The organism is Novosphingobium sp. Sphag1I (genome assembly GCF_056279125.1).
On sequence record NZ_JBWBQS010000006.1, the window covers coordinates 99,287 to 113,687 of the forward strand.

The 14,401-nt window shown below is 60.9% G+C and carries 17 protein-coding genes; 13 read left to right on the plus strand and 4 right to left on the minus strand.

Annotated elements, in window-relative coordinates:
• Nucleotides 1-88: 88 nt before the first annotated feature.
• The 13 genes from ACZ9HU_RS08735 to ACZ9HU_RS08795 all read left to right on the plus strand — a co-directional run bounded on the left by ACZ9HU_RS08735 (nt 89) and on the right by ACZ9HU_RS08795 (nt 10,375).
• Nucleotides 89-718, plus strand: a complete 630-nt coding sequence (locus ACZ9HU_RS08735; protein ID WP_476104295.1) for a head-tail connector protein — start codon at nt 89-91, stop codon at nt 716-718.
• A complete protein-coding gene (locus ACZ9HU_RS08740) occupies nt 715-897 on the plus strand; it encodes a hypothetical protein (protein ID WP_476104296.1) in 183 nt (60 codons plus the stop codon). Before ACZ9HU_RS08735 ends, ACZ9HU_RS08740 begins: the two co-directional genes overlap by 4 nt.
• Nucleotides 898-902: 5 nt before the next feature.
• Complete coding sequence (locus tag ACZ9HU_RS08745) at nt 903-1,292, plus strand: DUF3168 domain-containing protein (protein WP_476104297.1); 390 nt, start codon at nt 903-905, stop codon at nt 1,290-1,292.
• A gap of 26 nt (nt 1,293-1,318) precedes the next feature.
• Nucleotides 1,319-1,726 (plus strand): phage major tail protein, TP901-1 family, encoded by a 408-nt coding sequence (locus ACZ9HU_RS08750; protein ID WP_476104298.1) that lies wholly within the window; start codon nt 1,319-1,321, stop codon nt 1,724-1,726.
• Complete coding sequence (locus ACZ9HU_RS08755) at nt 1,723-2,037, plus strand: gene transfer agent family protein (RefSeq protein ID WP_476104299.1); 315 nt, start codon at nt 1,723-1,725, stop codon at nt 2,035-2,037. Before ACZ9HU_RS08750 ends, ACZ9HU_RS08755 begins: the two co-directional genes overlap by 4 nt.
• Nucleotides 2,037-2,237, plus strand: a complete 201-nt coding sequence (locus ACZ9HU_RS08760; RefSeq protein WP_476104300.1) for a phage tail assembly chaperone — start codon at nt 2,037-2,039, stop codon at nt 2,235-2,237. Before ACZ9HU_RS08755 ends, ACZ9HU_RS08760 begins: the two co-directional genes overlap by 1 nt.
• The gene (locus tag ACZ9HU_RS08765; RefSeq protein ID WP_476104301.1) at nt 2,230-2,826 is read left to right on the plus strand and encodes a tail tape measure protein; all 597 of its coding nucleotides are present in this window, start codon (nt 2,230-2,232) and stop codon (nt 2,824-2,826) included. Before ACZ9HU_RS08760 ends, ACZ9HU_RS08765 begins: the two co-directional genes overlap by 8 nt.
• Before the next feature lie 17 nt (nt 2,827-2,843).
• Nucleotides 2,844-5,186, plus strand: coding sequence for a DUF2460 domain-containing protein (locus tag ACZ9HU_RS08770; protein WP_476104302.1), 2,343 nt, complete (start codon nt 2,844-2,846; stop codon nt 5,184-5,186).
• Entirely contained in the window at nt 5,183-6,004 is an 822-nt protein-coding gene (locus tag ACZ9HU_RS08775; protein WP_476104303.1) for a DUF2163 domain-containing protein, read from the plus strand. The genes ACZ9HU_RS08770 and ACZ9HU_RS08775 overlap by 4 nt, the downstream gene beginning before the upstream one ends.
• Complete coding sequence (locus ACZ9HU_RS08780) at nt 6,001-6,411, plus strand: NlpC/P60 family protein (RefSeq protein WP_476104304.1); 411 nt, start codon at nt 6,001-6,003, stop codon at nt 6,409-6,411. Before ACZ9HU_RS08775 ends, ACZ9HU_RS08780 begins: the two co-directional genes overlap by 4 nt.
• 11 nt (nt 6,412-6,422) lie before the next feature.
• On the plus strand, nt 6,423-8,606 hold the full coding sequence (locus ACZ9HU_RS08785; protein WP_476104305.1) for a phage tail protein: 2,184 nt from the start codon (nt 6,423-6,425) through the stop codon (nt 8,604-8,606).
• A gap of 42 nt (nt 8,607-8,648) precedes the next feature.
• A complete protein-coding gene (locus ACZ9HU_RS08790) occupies nt 8,649-9,101 on the plus strand; it encodes a DUF2793 domain-containing protein (RefSeq protein WP_476104306.1) in 453 nt (150 codons plus the stop codon).
• 161 nt (nt 9,102-9,262) lie between these two features.
• On the plus strand, nt 9,263-10,375 hold the full coding sequence (locus ACZ9HU_RS08795; protein WP_476104307.1) for an OmpA family protein: 1,113 nt from the start codon (nt 9,263-9,265) through the stop codon (nt 10,373-10,375).
• Between the two features lie 198 nt (nt 10,376-10,573).
• Here ACZ9HU_RS08795 and queC read toward each other — a convergent pair whose 3' ends face one another.
• From queC to ACZ9HU_RS08815, 4 genes are read right to left on the minus strand one after another with little or no spacing between them, the layout of a single operon-like run.
• Entirely contained in the window at nt 10,574-11,272 is a 699-nt protein-coding gene (gene queC / locus ACZ9HU_RS08800; protein ID WP_476104308.1) for a 7-cyano-7-deazaguanine synthase QueC, read from the minus strand.
• A 41-nt stretch (nt 11,273-11,313) separates the two neighbouring features.
• On the minus strand, nt 11,314-12,183 hold the full coding sequence (gene hslO, locus ACZ9HU_RS08805; protein ID WP_476104309.1) for an Hsp33 family molecular chaperone HslO: 870 nt from the start codon (nt 12,181-12,183) through the stop codon (nt 11,314-11,316).
• 8 nt (nt 12,184-12,191) lie between these two features.
• Nucleotides 12,192-13,118, minus strand: coding sequence for an ornithine carbamoyltransferase (gene argF, locus ACZ9HU_RS08810; protein WP_476104447.1), 927 nt, complete (start codon nt 13,116-13,118; stop codon nt 12,192-12,194).
• Nucleotides 13,118-14,308 carry an acetylornithine transaminase gene (locus tag ACZ9HU_RS08815; RefSeq protein ID WP_476104310.1) on the minus strand — a complete coding sequence of 397 codons (1,191 nt, stop codon included), beginning with the start codon at nt 14,306-14,308 and terminating at the stop codon, nt 13,118-13,120. The genes argF and ACZ9HU_RS08815 overlap by 1 nt, the downstream gene beginning before the upstream one ends.
• Nucleotides 14,309-14,401 lie beyond the last annotated feature (93 nt).

Sequence of the window (14,401 nt, forward strand, 5' to 3'; positions counted from 1 at the left end):
CTCCGGCCAGCACTGCCTGGCCCCCGCGTTGTGGCGCCGCCCGCGCGCGGGGGCTCATTTTCCAATTCCTGCAAATAGGGAGACCGCCATGACGCGGGTTATCGTCACGCCCCCGGTGCTACCACCTGCGGCGCTGGCCGAGCTGAAGGATTGGCTTGGCATCACCATTTCGGCGGACGATGCGGGTCTGACCAGCCTGCTGGGCGCCGCGCTGGGCGTTTGCGCCGATTATATCGGGATGGCGCCTTTGGGGGCCACCTATGAAGAAACCATCGCTGTTCCCACCGGGCGCATGGCCATTCCCGGCCCGATGGATTGGCAAAGCTGTCATTTTCCCGCCGACTGGTCGGGGCGATGTGCGGGGGACGGGTGGCACCGCTTGGGTGTGCGCCCGGTTTCGGCGCTGATCTCGGTCGAGGCGCTGAGCAGTACCGGCACCCGCAGCGCCTTGGCAGAAAACCAATATACCACCCGCATCGACGGCGAAGGCCAATGCGCGATCCGCATCCCTGCCACCACTGGCATCGAGCGGGCGGTGATCCGCTTTACCGCGGGCCTTGCCTTGGATTGGTCCACCCTGCCCGAATCCCTGCGCCACGGCATCATGCGCCTGGCCGCGCATCAATATCGTCAACGTGAAAGCGCCGGGGCCGACGCCCTGCCCCCTGCATCGGTCACCGCGCTTTGGCGGCCTTGGCGCCGGATGCGCATGGCATGATCTCGGCCTCGTTTCAGCCCGACCCTGGCCAATTGACCGCCGCGCTGAACCGGCGAGCAGAGGCCATAGCCGAGGAAGCCGCAAGAGAGGCCCAGAACAATCGCGACAACACCGCCATGTGGCGCGATGCGCGCTTGCTCTGGCCCGCTTTCACCACCCAAGCCGCAGATCAAGGATAGACCTCATGGAAATTCCCCTGCGCGCCGGCCTGATCGGTTGGCTCAAAAGCGATGCGGCGCTGGCCGGCCTGTTGAACGCCATCACCGAGGAAGCGCCCAGTCGGACCGCCCTGCCGTGGCTGGCGATTGCCACCAGCGCCAGCGTGGACTGGAGTACGAAAACCGAACCCGGCTATGAAACCCGCATCGCCGTCGAACTTCAGCTTCGCGGGGATCGACCCGAAGATGGGGCCGCCCTGACCGGCGCGGTGCAGGCCCGCATTGCCGCCATCCCGCGCGATCAGGGCGCCTTTCGCATCGTCACGCTGCAATTCCTGCGCAGCCGCGCCGAAGCGCGCGCCAACAACACCCGCGCGATGCTGTTGGAATATCGTTTCCGCACCATCGCGGCCTGAACCCTTTCCTTATCCAGGAGATTCCCATGACCGCTCAATCCGGAGCCGCCTTTCTGCTGAAAATCACCGATGGCGGCACGCCCGCCACGTTCAACACGGTGGCGGGCCTGCGCACCACCCAAATGTCGATTGCGGGACAGGCCGTGACCATCACCACCAAGGACAGCGCGGGCTGGCGCGATCTGCTGTCGGGCGCAGGCGCGCGCACCATCTCGGTCAGCGCGGCCGGTGTGTTCATGGGATCGGCCGCCGAAACGCGCATTCGCACCAATGCGCTGTCGGGCACGCTCGACACCTATCAGCTCAGCTTTGAAGACGGCAGCAAGATGCAGGGCAAGTTCCTGGTCCAGAAGCTGGAATATTCGGGCGATTACAACAATGAGCGATCCTATACGATCCAGTTGGAAAGTTCGGGCGCGGTGGTGTCGGTATGATCGACCCCGCCAACAGCTGGCGCGGAGAGGCCAGCCTGATCATCGCGGGCGAGGCGCGGGTCCTGCGCCCCAGCTTTGCCGCGCTGGTCGCGGCCGAGGATGAGTTGGGGCCGCTGTTCGCCTTGGTGGAACGGGCCGCAGCGGGGCAATTGCGCCTTGCCGAATTGATCGGCCTGTTCTGGCACTGCCTTGCCCGGCGCGATGGGATCACCCGCGAACAACTGGGCGAAGCGGTGGTGGCTCAAGGCTTGGCAGGCGTATCGCCGCAATTGCGCTGCCTCCTTGGCCAGATCCTGCAAGGCGAAGGGTAATGGCCGACAGGGCCAGTTTTGGCGAAGGCGCGCGACGATTGTCCGGTCTGGCGGCAAGGCTGCTGGGGTGGCGCCCCGATGAATTCTGGGCCGCTACGCCTGCCGAACTGGCCGCCATTCTGGCGCCTGATGCCGCCCCCGGCACCGCCCCGCTCACCCGCGAGGAAATGAACCGCTTGATGGAGCGTGACCATGGCTAATTCTTCAAGTTCCAGCGGATCGGACACGGTCCAATCCCTGTTGATTGATGTGCGCGCCAGCACTCAGGGTTTTGCCCAGGACATTTCGGCCATGCGCAGCGGTTTTGATACGACGCTGCTGCCCGGTTTTACGCAGGCCGGATCGGCGCTCGATAACGCGCTGACGCAAGCTCTGAAACGCGGGGCCACCGGATTTGGCGATCTGCGCAACACGGCGTTAAAGGCCTTGGCCGACATTGCCGCCAGCGCTTCGACCAGCCTGTTGTCCAGCGCCTTGGGGCTGGAATCCAGTTCCAGCACGACTTCAAGCATTTCCTCACTGCTGGGATCGATCCTTGGCCTGCCGGGACGGGCGACGGGCGGCCCGGTCTCGCCGGGCCAGGCCTATCTGGTGGGCGAACGGGGACCGGAATTGTTCGTGCCCACCTCGGCCGGATCGGTGGCGTCCAACAGCGCGCTTGGCGGCGGATCGCGCGATGTCCGCGTCTCGATCCAACTGAACGGCAGCGGCAGCGACGCCCCGGCCGCCATGCAGCGATCCAGCCGTCAGGTCGCCAGTGCCGTGCGCCGCGCGCTCACCCAATCCTGATAGAATAGGAAAATCCCATGGCCTTCTGGCTTGCTTCCACCCGCGAGGGTCAGGAAACCGATTGGATCGCGCGGTTTGATCCCCGGTTCTGGACGGTGAATTTCCCCCGCCCGATGATGGCCGCGATCACCACGCCCGCACCTGACGCCTTGCGGCTGGACGCCTGCTTCCTGACGCAGGGCGATCTGGCGGGCTTGATCTGGGACAGCGAGGATACGCTGGACCATCCCTTGCTCGCCTATGCCACCAATCGCGATTATGCGGGCACGACCCTGTCCTTTCGTTGGCGTTCGAACGGGCTTATTCCTCTGGATCAGGTCAACGGTCCGACGCTGACCATCGAAGGGCGCGATGCGACGGGCGCGGCGCGGACATGGTATGTCCGCCTCTGGAACTTTGCCATCGGATCGGGTGAAGACGCGCAGATCACCCTGCCCTTTTCCGAAGTCTTTGGCGGATGGTCGCGCGAATTGGGGATGGACCCGCTCTATCCCTCCGACATAGACCGGATGTTCATCTCGCTGGTCCCCACCGCCTATGTGGCGGGATCGACCGCGCCTTTGGCCACTGGATCGAGCGCGTGGGCAGAGATGACCAATATCCGCGCATCGGGCCAAAAGGCGATGTTGAAAACCGGCAATGTCTTTGTCCCGCCCCACGGATTGGCGATGTCGACGGCCTATGACGACAGTTTCAACCAGACTCCGGCGCGGCTGATGCGAACAATCCGCCAACTGGGCTATCGCGGCAGCGTCCTGCACTATGTCGGGATGAGCCATTTCTTTCAGCTCACCGCATCAGGCAGCGATTTTCTGGTGGGCCTTTCCAGCGATCCCTTATGCGGACCGGCGCGGGCTTGGCATGCTGAATTCTTCGCCACCTGCAAGGCTTGGGGCTATTCGCCCATTTCCTCGCTGTCCTATGAGGTTTTGGCCTCGCATTGCCCCGCGGCATGGCAACAGCGGGCCGCCAATGGCGATGCTGCGCTGACGGGCTGGTCGCCGCCCTCGACGCTGATGTCACCCGCCAACACGGCGGCGATGGCGTGGCAACAATCGGTGGCGGCCGCCTTTGCGCAATTGATGGTCGATGCGGGATGCGATGTCCGATTTCAGGTGGGCGAGCCATGGTGGTGGGTCATGGCCGATGGCCGGATCTGTATCTATGACGATGCGGCCAAGGCCAGTTTTGGCGGCAATCCGGTGGCCATTCCCGATCTGCGAGCGCCGCTGAATTCGGCCCAAAACGCGCTGCTGGATCAGGCGGGCGCGATGCTGGCGGCATCAACCATCGCGCTTGCCAATGCCGCGCGGGCCGTGGCGCAGAGCGCAGGCGCGGTTTGTGAAACGCTGCTGTTGACCTTTGTTCCGACGGTTCTGGATGCGGCCACGCCGGAGGCCAAGCGGGCCAACATGCCCGTCGGCTGGGCCAGCCCTGCCTTCGACAGGTTGCAGGTCGAGGATTACGACTGGTTGACCGCGGGGGCCGATGCACAGCGCCATGCGGCCTATCAACTGGTCAATGAACGGCTGGGCTATCCACCCGAACAACAGGATTACCTGTCCGGTTTTGTCCTGCTGTCCACGCAAACCGCTCAATGGCGTTTTATCGATCAGGGAATCGTCGAAGCGCGTGATCGGCTGGCGCATGAAATCTTCGTCTGGGCGCTGCCGCAAGTTTGCCGCGACGGTTTTGTCGCCTTGCCCTATTCCAAGGACAACAGTGATATGAACGCTTTTGACGATGTCGCCTATCCTTTGCCGCTGGGGCTGGACACCAAAATCAGCCCGTCTTTTTCGACCAGCGTAACCACGACGGCCTCCGGCTTTGAACGGCGCAACAGCTTGTGGAGTGATGCAAGGCTGAGCTTTGACGTCGGACCGGGCATCCGTTCGGAGGCGGATCTGGGCACGCTGCTTACATTCTTTCGCGCCCGGCGTGGCCCAGCGCGCGGCTTTCGCCTGTGCGATCCCAGCGATTTCAGTTCAAAGGATATGACCGGGACGCCCACCGCCAACGATCAGATCCTGGGCACCGGCAATGGCAGCAGCACAAGCTTCGCTCTGGTCAAGCGTTATGGCACGGATAACGATGCGCAATTGCGGCGAATTACGCGTCCTCGCAGCGGATCGGTGCAGGTCAGCGTCAATGGCATTGCCATGGCCAGCGGTTGGACATTGGGCGCGCTGGGCGTGGTGCAATTCGCATCGCCCCCTGCCGTGGGAGCAGTCGTGCGTGCCGGCTTTCTGTTCGACGTGCCGGTGCGTTTTGAACAGGATCGGCTCGATGTTTCAGGCCTGACCTTCCTTGCGGGCGAGGCACCTTCGGTTCCTCTGATCGAAGTGCGGGAGGCGGTATGAGCCGGGTATGGTTTGCGCAGGAACTGGAAACGGTCGCAACCTATTGGCGGATCATGCGCCGCGATGGGGTAACGCTGGGTTTTTCCACGCATGACCGCGATCTGTGGTTCGACAATGTCGCCCATCTGGCCGCGCCGGGGATGATGCCCGCCGCGATCCGGCGCACTTGCGGATTGGATGACGATTCGGCCGAAATCCACGGCGCCATCAGCCATGACGCGATCAGCAGCTTTGATCTGCAATCCGGTCGGTTTGACGGCGCACGCGTCATTGTCGGCGTTGTGGATTGGGAAACGATGGAGCATCAGGCGCTTTATCGAGGCGAGATCGGCACGCTCAGTCAGCAGGAAGCCCAAGGCTTTGTGGCCGAACTGGCATCGAGCAAGGCCGAGTTGGCGCGCGATCCCATCCCCCGCACCAGCCCGACCTGCCGGGCCGAATTTTGTGACCGCGAATGCGCCTTGTCCGCCGCACGTTTCAGTCATGAAGCGACGCTGTTGGCGCATGATCTGGACAGCAATCTCATTCATCTGACGACCTCGCTTGACCTCGATCTTCTGCTGGGCGGGCAACTGCGATGGATCGATGGGCCTTACGCAGGCATTTCCATGACGATCACCGGTCGGTCGGGCAGTTTTCTGATGCTGGACCATCCGCTGGATCAGACGTTGACCGCAGGCCTCCGCGTCGAATTGCGTGAAGGGTGTGACCACACTTTGGCCACGTGCAGTCAGCGCTTTGGCAATGCGATCAATTTCCGCGGAGAACCCTTCCTGCCCGGAAACGATCTGGTGGTCCGCTATGGTGTGTCGGGATGAGCAGGGGGCTGGATCTGGCGCAGGCCGCCGAAGGTCTGGTCGGCACGCGCTTTCGTCTGCATGGACGCCATCGCGAACATGGTCTGGACTGCCTTGGTGTGGTGGCCGCATCGCTGCGCGAGATCGGTTTACCGGGTGATTTTCCAACCGATTATGCATGGCGCAACACCAATGCGCAGCGGCCGGCTGATCTGGCCGCCCGTTGGAATTTCGTGCCCGCCCAAGGCGTGATCCAGCCCGGTGACGTCATCCTGCTGAGGATGAAGGCGGCCACGCTGCATTTCATCATCGCCGTCACCCAAGGCGCTTTCGTCCATGCCCATGCGGGCCTGCGACAGGTCCTCCTCGCCCCCCTCATGCCCGAGGGGGAGATCGTGCAGCACTGGCGTCTTGATCCAAAGCTTTAAGGAACCAGAACATGGCTACTCTTTTGTTCACGGCAATCGGCACCGCCTTTGGCGGGCCTTTGGGTGGCGCTTTGGGTGCCCTGGTCGGCAGTCAGATCGACGGTTCGATTTTCGGCACCAAGAAACGACAGGGCCCGCGCCTGCAAGACATGAGCGTCACGACGTCCACATATGGCGCAACCTTGCCGCGCCATTATGGGCAAATGCGCGTTGGCGGCACCATCATCTGGGCAACCGATTTAAGCGAGCATGCATCGACCACCGGCGGGGGCAAGGGCCAGCCATCGACCACAACCTATAGCTATACGTCATCCTTCGCCGTTGCTTTGGCCAGTCGGCCCATTCAGGGTATCGGTCGGATCTGGGCTGATGGCAAATTGCTGCGCGGGGCTTCGGGTGATCTGAAGGTCGGGGGAACATTGCGTATCCACACGGGTGCCGATGATCAACCCGTCGACCCGCTGATGGCTGCGGTCTTGGGGGCGGCCACCTGTCCGGCGTTTCGAGGCACGGCCTATGTCGTGTTTGAAAGCCTCCAACTGGGCGAATTCGGCAATCGGTTGCCCAGCCTCAATTTTGAAATTTTCTGCGATGAAGGAACGCTCAATCTGGGCGCTCTTGTTCACGATTCGGTCGATGAGGCGCGGGCTGACTTGCCGGTTGAAGGCATCCTTGGCTTTTCATGCAGCGACCCGTTGGCCGACACATTGGCGACCTGGATGCCGGTTGTCCCCATCACTTGCGATGCAGACGGCGGCGGATTGACCATCGCCCATCAAAATGGCTCGGTTACACGAAGCCTGGGCGAGCCGGTGGCAGCCACTACGTCGGGTGACTTCGGCGGCAAAGCAGGATTTAGCTGGAAGCGCACCCCGCCCAGCAAGTCGCCCCCGCGAACGCTGCGCTATTACGATCTGGACCTTGATTACCAACCCGGCTCTCAACGCGCGCCGGGCGCGACCTTGCCCGGTCAACCCAAAACGATCGACCTGCCGGTTTGCACCACCAGCGGTCAGGCCTTTCGCCTGATCTGCAGCGTGGCACAGAACGAAGGCTGGGCACAGGAAACCATTCAGTGGCGATGTGCGGAGCTCGATCCCGCGATCACTCCGGGTACATGCGTCACACTGCCCGATATCTCTGGTGTCTGGCGGGTGGATGACTGGGAATGGCGTGATACCGGTATTGAACTGGGACTGTCGCGTATCGCGCCAACCCAAACGCTGACACTTGGCACAACGACGTCGGGCCAAGCCAATCTGGCTTCCGATCTTGAACTGGGCCCGACGCAAATCGTCGCGTTTGAATTACCGTCTGATGGCACAACTGCCGGTGACAGCGGCCTGATCTATGCGGCGCTTTCGACTTCGGGCAACACCTGGAAGGGAGCCACCATCTATGTGGATGACGGCACAGGCGCGCTGACCCAAATCGGCAACAGCAGCCGCCAGATGGCCACCATTGGCAAGACCGCAACGGTTCTGGCCAGTGGGCCTACTCATCGGCTGGATCGGCAAAACACGGTCGAAATAGAATTGGCAAATGATCATTTGGCACTGGTCGATGTCACCATGGCCCAATTGGCCGCGGGCAAAAATCGTGCCTTGCTTGGCCGCGAGATCATCCAGTTTGGCCGTGCGGTCCCGCTGGGCGGGACACGATGGAGGCTTGAACAATTGCTTCGCGGCCGAGGCGGCACAGAAGTCCAAACCGACGGTCATGCAATTGATGAAGACTTCAGCCTTATCGACGACACGATCACGGAACTGGACAAAAGCAGGATTGGCACCGCGCCAAACGTGTTGATCGCCGCCATGGGCCTTGGTGATGCCAGCCCGGCGGAATCGTCCATCGCATGCCGAGGTATCGCAACCCGTCCTCTTACCCCAGTCCACGGTGCGGCAGTGTTCCAGACCGATGGCAATTTGTCGCTCGCTTGGACCAGACGCGCGCGGGGCTGCTGGACTTGGTCGGATGACGTGGACGTACCGCTTAAAGAGGAAAAAGAGGCCTATATAGTGGGCTACGGCCCGACGGCTGCGCCCTATGCCTATTGGCAGGTAGGCACACCCGAGCTGACACTTTCTCCAGAGGCGCAGGCGACGCTGGTCACCAATCATGGACACGCTTCGATCTGGGTCAAGCAAAGTGGGACCTATCAGTCATCCGACGCCCTGTACCTCTGCGCCCTGTGAATTTCCGAATGAAACAACCGAATAATCCTAAGGAGAGTTTTCATGAGCGACCCGCTGACCTTCGAAAATTCCAGCCCGCGTTTCGGCTTGCCCTTCCTCTATGTCGGACAGGCGCAAAAGGAGTTCTACGTCAACGAAGCCTTGGCGCGCGCGGACACTCTATTGCACTGTGCCATCGAAGGCACAGCTGCTACGCCACCTGCAACACCGGCCAATGGAGACGCATGGCATATTGCATCAGCGCCCACTGGTGAATGGAGCGGGCAGTCAGGCAAAATTGCCAGCTGGCAAAGCGGGGCTTGGACATACATCACCCCTCAAGATGGCATGCGCATTTTCAATCGAGCAACCGGCCAATCTTGGCTTTACTTTTCCGAGTGGAAAATTCCGCAAGAAGTAACCACACCCACAGGCGGAGGGAATGTCGATTCGGAAGCAAGGGTGGCCTTAAATCAACTGATTGCAGCATTAAAGTTGGCAGGTATTTTACCCTAAGAGGTTCATCGCGCAGAAAAGCGCCAAAGCCAGCATTCCGAATTGTCGCACATGTGCCCAATATGCAACAGTCTTTGGAATTTCTCGGCTTGCACCCCTGTTAGCGAGGCGGTAGACCTGCGACCAATTGGTAGCCTCTCACTCGCACAAGGGGAAAACACATGCGCAAGATTGCCTTGGGCTTGGCGCTGGCATCGACTGCCCTCGCTACGCCGGCACTGGCCAAAGACAAGACCTGGTACGTCGAAGGCGACGCCGGTGGTGTCATCGTAGAATCCAACCCCGTCGCCAACGTCACCGCTGGTGGCACGGCTCTGGGTAACATCAAGTCGAAGCTCGGCTACGACTTCGGCGGCATCGTCGGTTATGACTTCGGTCCCTTCCGTCTGGAAACCGAAGCCAGCTATCGTCGCGTAAAAACCAAGTCGTTCGAAGCTGCGAACGGCACCACCTACACCTACTCCAACGGTCAGGTCGCAGGTAGCACCAGCGCACTGAGCTTCATGGCCAACGGCCTGCTCGACTTCGGTCCCGACAACGGCCTTCAGGGCTTCATTGGCGGCGGTGTAGGCGTTGCTCGCGTCAAGAGCTTCAACGCAACCTCGGTTGCTGCTTATAACGTTAACGATTCGGCCACCGGCTTTGCTTGGCAGGCCATTGCTGGCGTTCGCGCTCCCATCAGCAAGAACTGGGATCTGGGCCTGAAGTATCGCTACTTCAACGCTCCGGGTGCTGACCGCTTTGTGGGCTTCACCGGCAACACGCTGTCGGAAAAGTTCCACTCGCACTCGCTGCTGGCGACGCTGACCTACAACTTCGGTGCTGAACCGGCTCCGGTTGCTCCGCCTCCGCCGCCCCCGCCGCCCCCGCCGCCCCCGCCGCCTCCGCCGCCTCCGCCGCCTCCGCCGCCTCCGGCTCCGGTGTGCAACAAGGGTCCCTACATCGTGTTCTTCGATTGGGATAAGGCCGACATCACCCCTGAAGCAGCGTCGATCCTCGACAGCGCTATTCAGGCCTATGGCAACTGCGCTTCGGTTCCCGTCGTTCTGGCTGGCTATGCCGACCGCTCGGGTACGCCCAAGTACAACGTGGCCCTCTCGGCTCGTCGTAACGCTTCGGTCCGCGGCTACTTCACCTCGCACGGCATCGCTGACTCGGCGATCTCGAGCCAGGCCTTTGGTGAAGCCAACCCCCGCGTTCCGACCGCCGACGGCGTTCGCGAACTTCAGAACCGTCGCGTGGAAATCACCTACGGTCCGGGTTCGGGCAACTAAGTCCAGCCTTTCAGGCAGACACGGAAGGGGCAGCGAAAGCTGCCCCTTCTTTTTTGCCAGCCAGCCTGACGCTTAGCAATCCAGTCATTTGCCGCTTACGGCCAAAACCAACACGCGAAACAAACCAAAAAAACAGGCTGGAACTCATAATCGAGCCCAGCCTATTTTTTTGGTCTATAAATCTGAAATGGCCAACTTCTACTTCACAGCGTAGCGAACCTTATCCTCAAGGCCTGCTTCGGCAAAACCGGCCAAGCGCAGTCGGCAGCTATCGCACAAGCCACAGGCTGCGCCATCGGGCTGCGGATCGTAACAGGACCAACTCATGCCCACATCCAGCCTAAGCCGGTCTGCTTCACGGGCAATGTCGGCCTTGCCCAAAAACTGCAGCGGAGCATGGATGGTGAACTCGCTACCCTGATCGCCCGCCTTGGTCGCCAATCGCGCAAGTTCAGTGAAACCAGAGATAAATTCCGGTCGGCAATCAGGATAGCCCGAATAATCCAGCGCGTTGACCCCGATGAAGATGTCAAATGCCCCGACAGCCTCGGCCCACGCCAGCGTGAGCGAAAGGAACACAAGATTGCGCGCCGGGACATAGGTCACCGGAATCCCCGGCTCCAACCCATCCTTGGGCACATCAATATCATCCGTCAGCGCCGAACCGCCAAATTGGCGCAAATCAAGCGGCAAAACCACATGCCTTACCGCGCCCAATTCCTTGGCCAGCACACGCGCAGCATCGATTTCGCAGCTATGACGCTGGTTATAGTCGATGGTCAGCGCATAAATCTCATAACCAGCCTCGCGCGCCAGCCCGGCCGAAACCATCGAATCAAGCCCACCCGAGAGCAGGACGACCGCCTTGCGGCCCGGAGAAACAGGAATCTGGGTCATATCCATCTCATTGCGGCAAGGCCGATCAGGCCCGCACCACCTTACATCGAAATCGGGAAGAGCTTAGAGCAAAAGGCACAATCGATAATGATCGCGCCATTTTCGTCTCGCATTTCCGCTAAATCGCCCTCGCCAAACCGCGACAGGATCGAACGATAGTGTTCTTCGCTGCACCGGCATCCACGCTTGAGCGGTGCATCTTCGGAAACACGCACCTCGCTCTCTTCGTGGAAAAGTCGCCAAACCAACTGATCCAGCGCCAAATCGCGATCAACCAGTTCAGCGTCCCGTGTCGAACCGGCCATCACCGCCACATGTTCCCAATGCGGATGATCGAGCTGCACATGTAAGCGAGCGCGTCCTTCCTCACCATCGGGCAAATGCTGGATCAACAGGCCACCAGCAACACAGTGCCCTCCCTCGTCCGAGGTCGCTACACGGATCAGCGTCGGGACCTGTTCCGACTGAATGAAATACGCTTGGCAAGCCTCCGCCAGAGAATCGCCCTCAAGCGGAACAACTCCCTGATACCGCTGCCCCGTTACGGCCAGGTCGAAGGTAATCGCCAGATAGCCCTTGCCGAACAGATCATGCAGTGTCGGATTCGGCCCAAGCTTGGCCAGACGCTCCTCGTCATGGCGAGCATAGCCGCGCACCTCGCCATTGCGATAATCACAGACCAACAGATCGACGACGCCATCCTGCGTCTGCGCCTGCATGGTCAACTGGCTATCCTGATCCTTGAGCAAAGATCCCATCAGCGCACCCAGCACCAGCGCCTCGGCCAGCAGCTTGCGGATCGGCGGCGGATAATCATGCGCCGATTGCACGAGGTCGAGCACGGGGCCAAGGCGAACCGCCCGCCCCCGTGCATCACGCGACGGAATGGTGAAGTGCAGAACGCAATCCATGCCGTCGCTCACAACTGTCCAAAGGCCCAGCGCAGAACCGACTTCTGGGCATGAATACGGTTTTCCGCCTCATCCCAGACAACGCTTTGCGCGCTGTCGATCACGCTGTCGGTCACTTCCTCGCCGCGGTGCGCGGGCAGGCAGTGGAGGAACAAAGCCCCCGGTGCCGCCTGCGCCATCAGCGCGTCATTGACCTGATAGGGCTCCATGGCCTTGATCACGGCCTCGCCGCCCGGCTGCCCCATCGAAACCCAGGTGTCCGTCACCACCACCTGTGCGCCGCGGGCTGCTTGGGCGGCGTCCTGCGTAAAGGTAATCTTGGCGCCGCGCGCCTCGGCTTCCTTTACAAAAGCTGCATCCGGTTCAAAGCCCTTGGGCCCGCCAACGCGAATGTTGAACTTCAGCAGGCCGGCCGCCTCAATCAGCGAATGAAGCACATTGTTGCCATCGCCCAGCCAGGCCATTTCCATGCCCGGCAAAGCCGCACCGCGTTCCAGCAACGTCAGCAGATCGGCCATGATCTGGCACGGATGCGAAGCGTCAGTCAGACCGTTGATCACCGGAACATCGGCATAATGCGCCAGTTCCTCGATCTTGGCGTGATCATTGGTGCGGATCATGATCGCATCAACCATGCGGCTCAGAACACGGGCCGTATCGGCAATGGTCTCGCCCCGGCCCAGCTGCATGCCGCCCGCGTCCATGACGATCGCGCTGCCACCCAACTGACGCATCGCCATGTCAAAGGACACCCGCGTCCGGGTCGAATTTTTTTCAAAAATCATCGCCAAAACATGTCCGGCCAAAGGCGCGTCCGCATCGGCCCGCCCCTTGGTCCAGCCAATGCGCGCCCGCTTGCGATCGAGCGCATCATTGAGCATCGCGACGACCGCATCACCTCCCGCATCAGAAAGGTTCAGGAAATGCCGCGCCATCATGCCACCTCTTCAGGCTGATAGCTGGCTGCAGCGGCTGACAGCTTTTCCATGAATTCGTCGATATGACTTTCATCAATGACCAACGGCGGCAGAATCCGCATGGTTTTGTCGCCCGCCGAAACGCAGAGCAATTGATGATTGTCGCGCAGATGCGCCACGAAAGGCCGCGGCTCAACCTTCATCTTCAGGCCGAGCATCAGGCCACGCCCGCGCACCAGTTCAAACAGATCGGGATAATTACCAATGAACTGCTCCAGACGGCTGGTCAGCTTGGCACCCATGTCGCGCACATGCGCCATGAATTCATCGTTGGCCACCGCGTCAAGCACCGCATTGGCTGCCGCCATCGCCAGCGGATTGCCGCCATAGGTGCTGCCATGCGTGCCTGCGACCATACCGCGCGCCGCCTTTTCGGTGGCAAGGCAAGCGCCCACGGGGAAGCCACCGCCGATACCCTTGGCCGTCGCCAGAATGTCGGGCACAACGCCGAACTGTTCATAGGCATAGAAGGTGCCGGTCCGGGCCACGCCGGTCTGCACTTCATCGAAAATCAGCATCAGGTCATGCTCGTCGCACAGCGCCCGCAGAGCCTGCAGGAACTCCTCGGTAGCCACCTTGACGCCGCCTTCACCCTGAATCGGTTCGATCAGGATACCGCCCGTATTGGGACCGATCGCAGCCTTCACAGCTTCCAGATCACCGAAATCGACATATTTGAAGCCCGGCAGGATCGGCAGGAAATTCTTATGCATCTTTTCCTGATTCGACGCCGAAATCGTCCCCAAGGTCCGGCCATGGAAGGCTTCCTTGAAGGTGATCAGTTCATATTTGTCGAGATTACCGATCTGCTGATGATAGGCCCGCGCCGTCTTGATCGCGCATTCCACGGCTTCCGCGCCCGAATTGGTGAAAAACACCGTATCGGCAAAGGTCATTTCAACCAAGCGCTTGGCCACGCTTTCCTGATGCGGGCTGCCATACAGGTTCGACACATGCATCAGCGTTGCAGCCTGCTGCTGAATCGCTCCGATCAGGCCTTCATGGCTGTGGCCCAACAGATTCACCGCAATACCGGCCGCAAAATCGAGATATCGGCGACCGTCCTCGCCAATCAGATGGCAATGCTCACCACGCACCGGCCGAAAGGCGGTCCGCGGGTAAACAGGCATCAAAGGCGAAATGGTCATCGATATTTCCTTTGCATTCCAGACGGCTCCAAAAGCGAGGAGCCTGTTTTCATTCCAGACAATGTTCAGCAGAATTTTCCGAGGTAATCGGAA

Bases quoted from the DNA above. Each gene is read 5' to 3' on its own strand.
- argF (WP_476104447.1), bottom strand. From the start codon at position 13,118: ATGGCGCGGCATTTCCTGAACCTTTCTGATGCGGGAGGTGATGCGGTC.
- queC (WP_476104308.1), bottom strand. From the start codon at position 11,272: ATGACCCAGATTCCTGTTTCTCCGGGCCGCAAGGCGGTCGTCCTGCTC.
- hslO (WP_476104309.1), bottom strand. From the start codon at position 12,183: ATGGATTGCGTTCTGCACTTCACCATTCCGTCGCGTGATGCACGGGGG.
- ACZ9HU_RS08785 (WP_476104305.1), top strand. From the start codon at position 6,423: ATGGCTACTCTTTTGTTCACGGCAATCGGCACCGCCTTTGGCGGGCCT.
- ACZ9HU_RS08795 (WP_476104307.1), top strand. From the start codon at position 9,263: ATGCGCAAGATTGCCTTGGGCTTGGCGCTGGCATCGACTGCCCTCGCT.
- ACZ9HU_RS08740 (WP_476104296.1), top strand. From the start codon at position 715: ATGATCTCGGCCTCGTTTCAGCCCGACCCTGGCCAATTGACCGCCGCG.
- ACZ9HU_RS08815 (WP_476104310.1), bottom strand. From the start codon at position 14,308: ATGACCATTTCGCCTTTGATGCCTGTTTACCCGCGGACCGCCTTTCGG.
- ACZ9HU_RS08745 (WP_476104297.1), top strand. From the start codon at position 903: ATGGAAATTCCCCTGCGCGCCGGCCTGATCGGTTGGCTCAAAAGCGAT.
- ACZ9HU_RS08750 (WP_476104298.1), top strand. From the start codon at position 1,319: ATGACCGCTCAATCCGGAGCCGCCTTTCTGCTGAAAATCACCGATGGC.
- ACZ9HU_RS08775 (WP_476104303.1), top strand. From the start codon at position 5,183: ATGAGCCGGGTATGGTTTGCGCAGGAACTGGAAACGGTCGCAACCTAT.
- ACZ9HU_RS08760 (WP_476104300.1), top strand. From the start codon at position 2,037: ATGGCCGACAGGGCCAGTTTTGGCGAAGGCGCGCGACGATTGTCCGGT.
- ACZ9HU_RS08735 (WP_476104295.1), top strand. From the start codon at position 89: ATGACGCGGGTTATCGTCACGCCCCCGGTGCTACCACCTGCGGCGCTG.
- ACZ9HU_RS08755 (WP_476104299.1), top strand. From the start codon at position 1,723: ATGATCGACCCCGCCAACAGCTGGCGCGGAGAGGCCAGCCTGATCATC.
- ACZ9HU_RS08765 (WP_476104301.1), top strand. From the start codon at position 2,230: ATGGCTAATTCTTCAAGTTCCAGCGGATCGGACACGGTCCAATCCCTG.
- ACZ9HU_RS08790 (WP_476104306.1), top strand. From the start codon at position 8,649: ATGAGCGACCCGCTGACCTTCGAAAATTCCAGCCCGCGTTTCGGCTTG.
- ACZ9HU_RS08770 (WP_476104302.1), top strand. From the start codon at position 2,844: ATGGCCTTCTGGCTTGCTTCCACCCGCGAGGGTCAGGAAACCGATTGG.
- ACZ9HU_RS08780 (WP_476104304.1), top strand. From the start codon at position 6,001: ATGAGCAGGGGGCTGGATCTGGCGCAGGCCGCCGAAGGTCTGGTCGGC.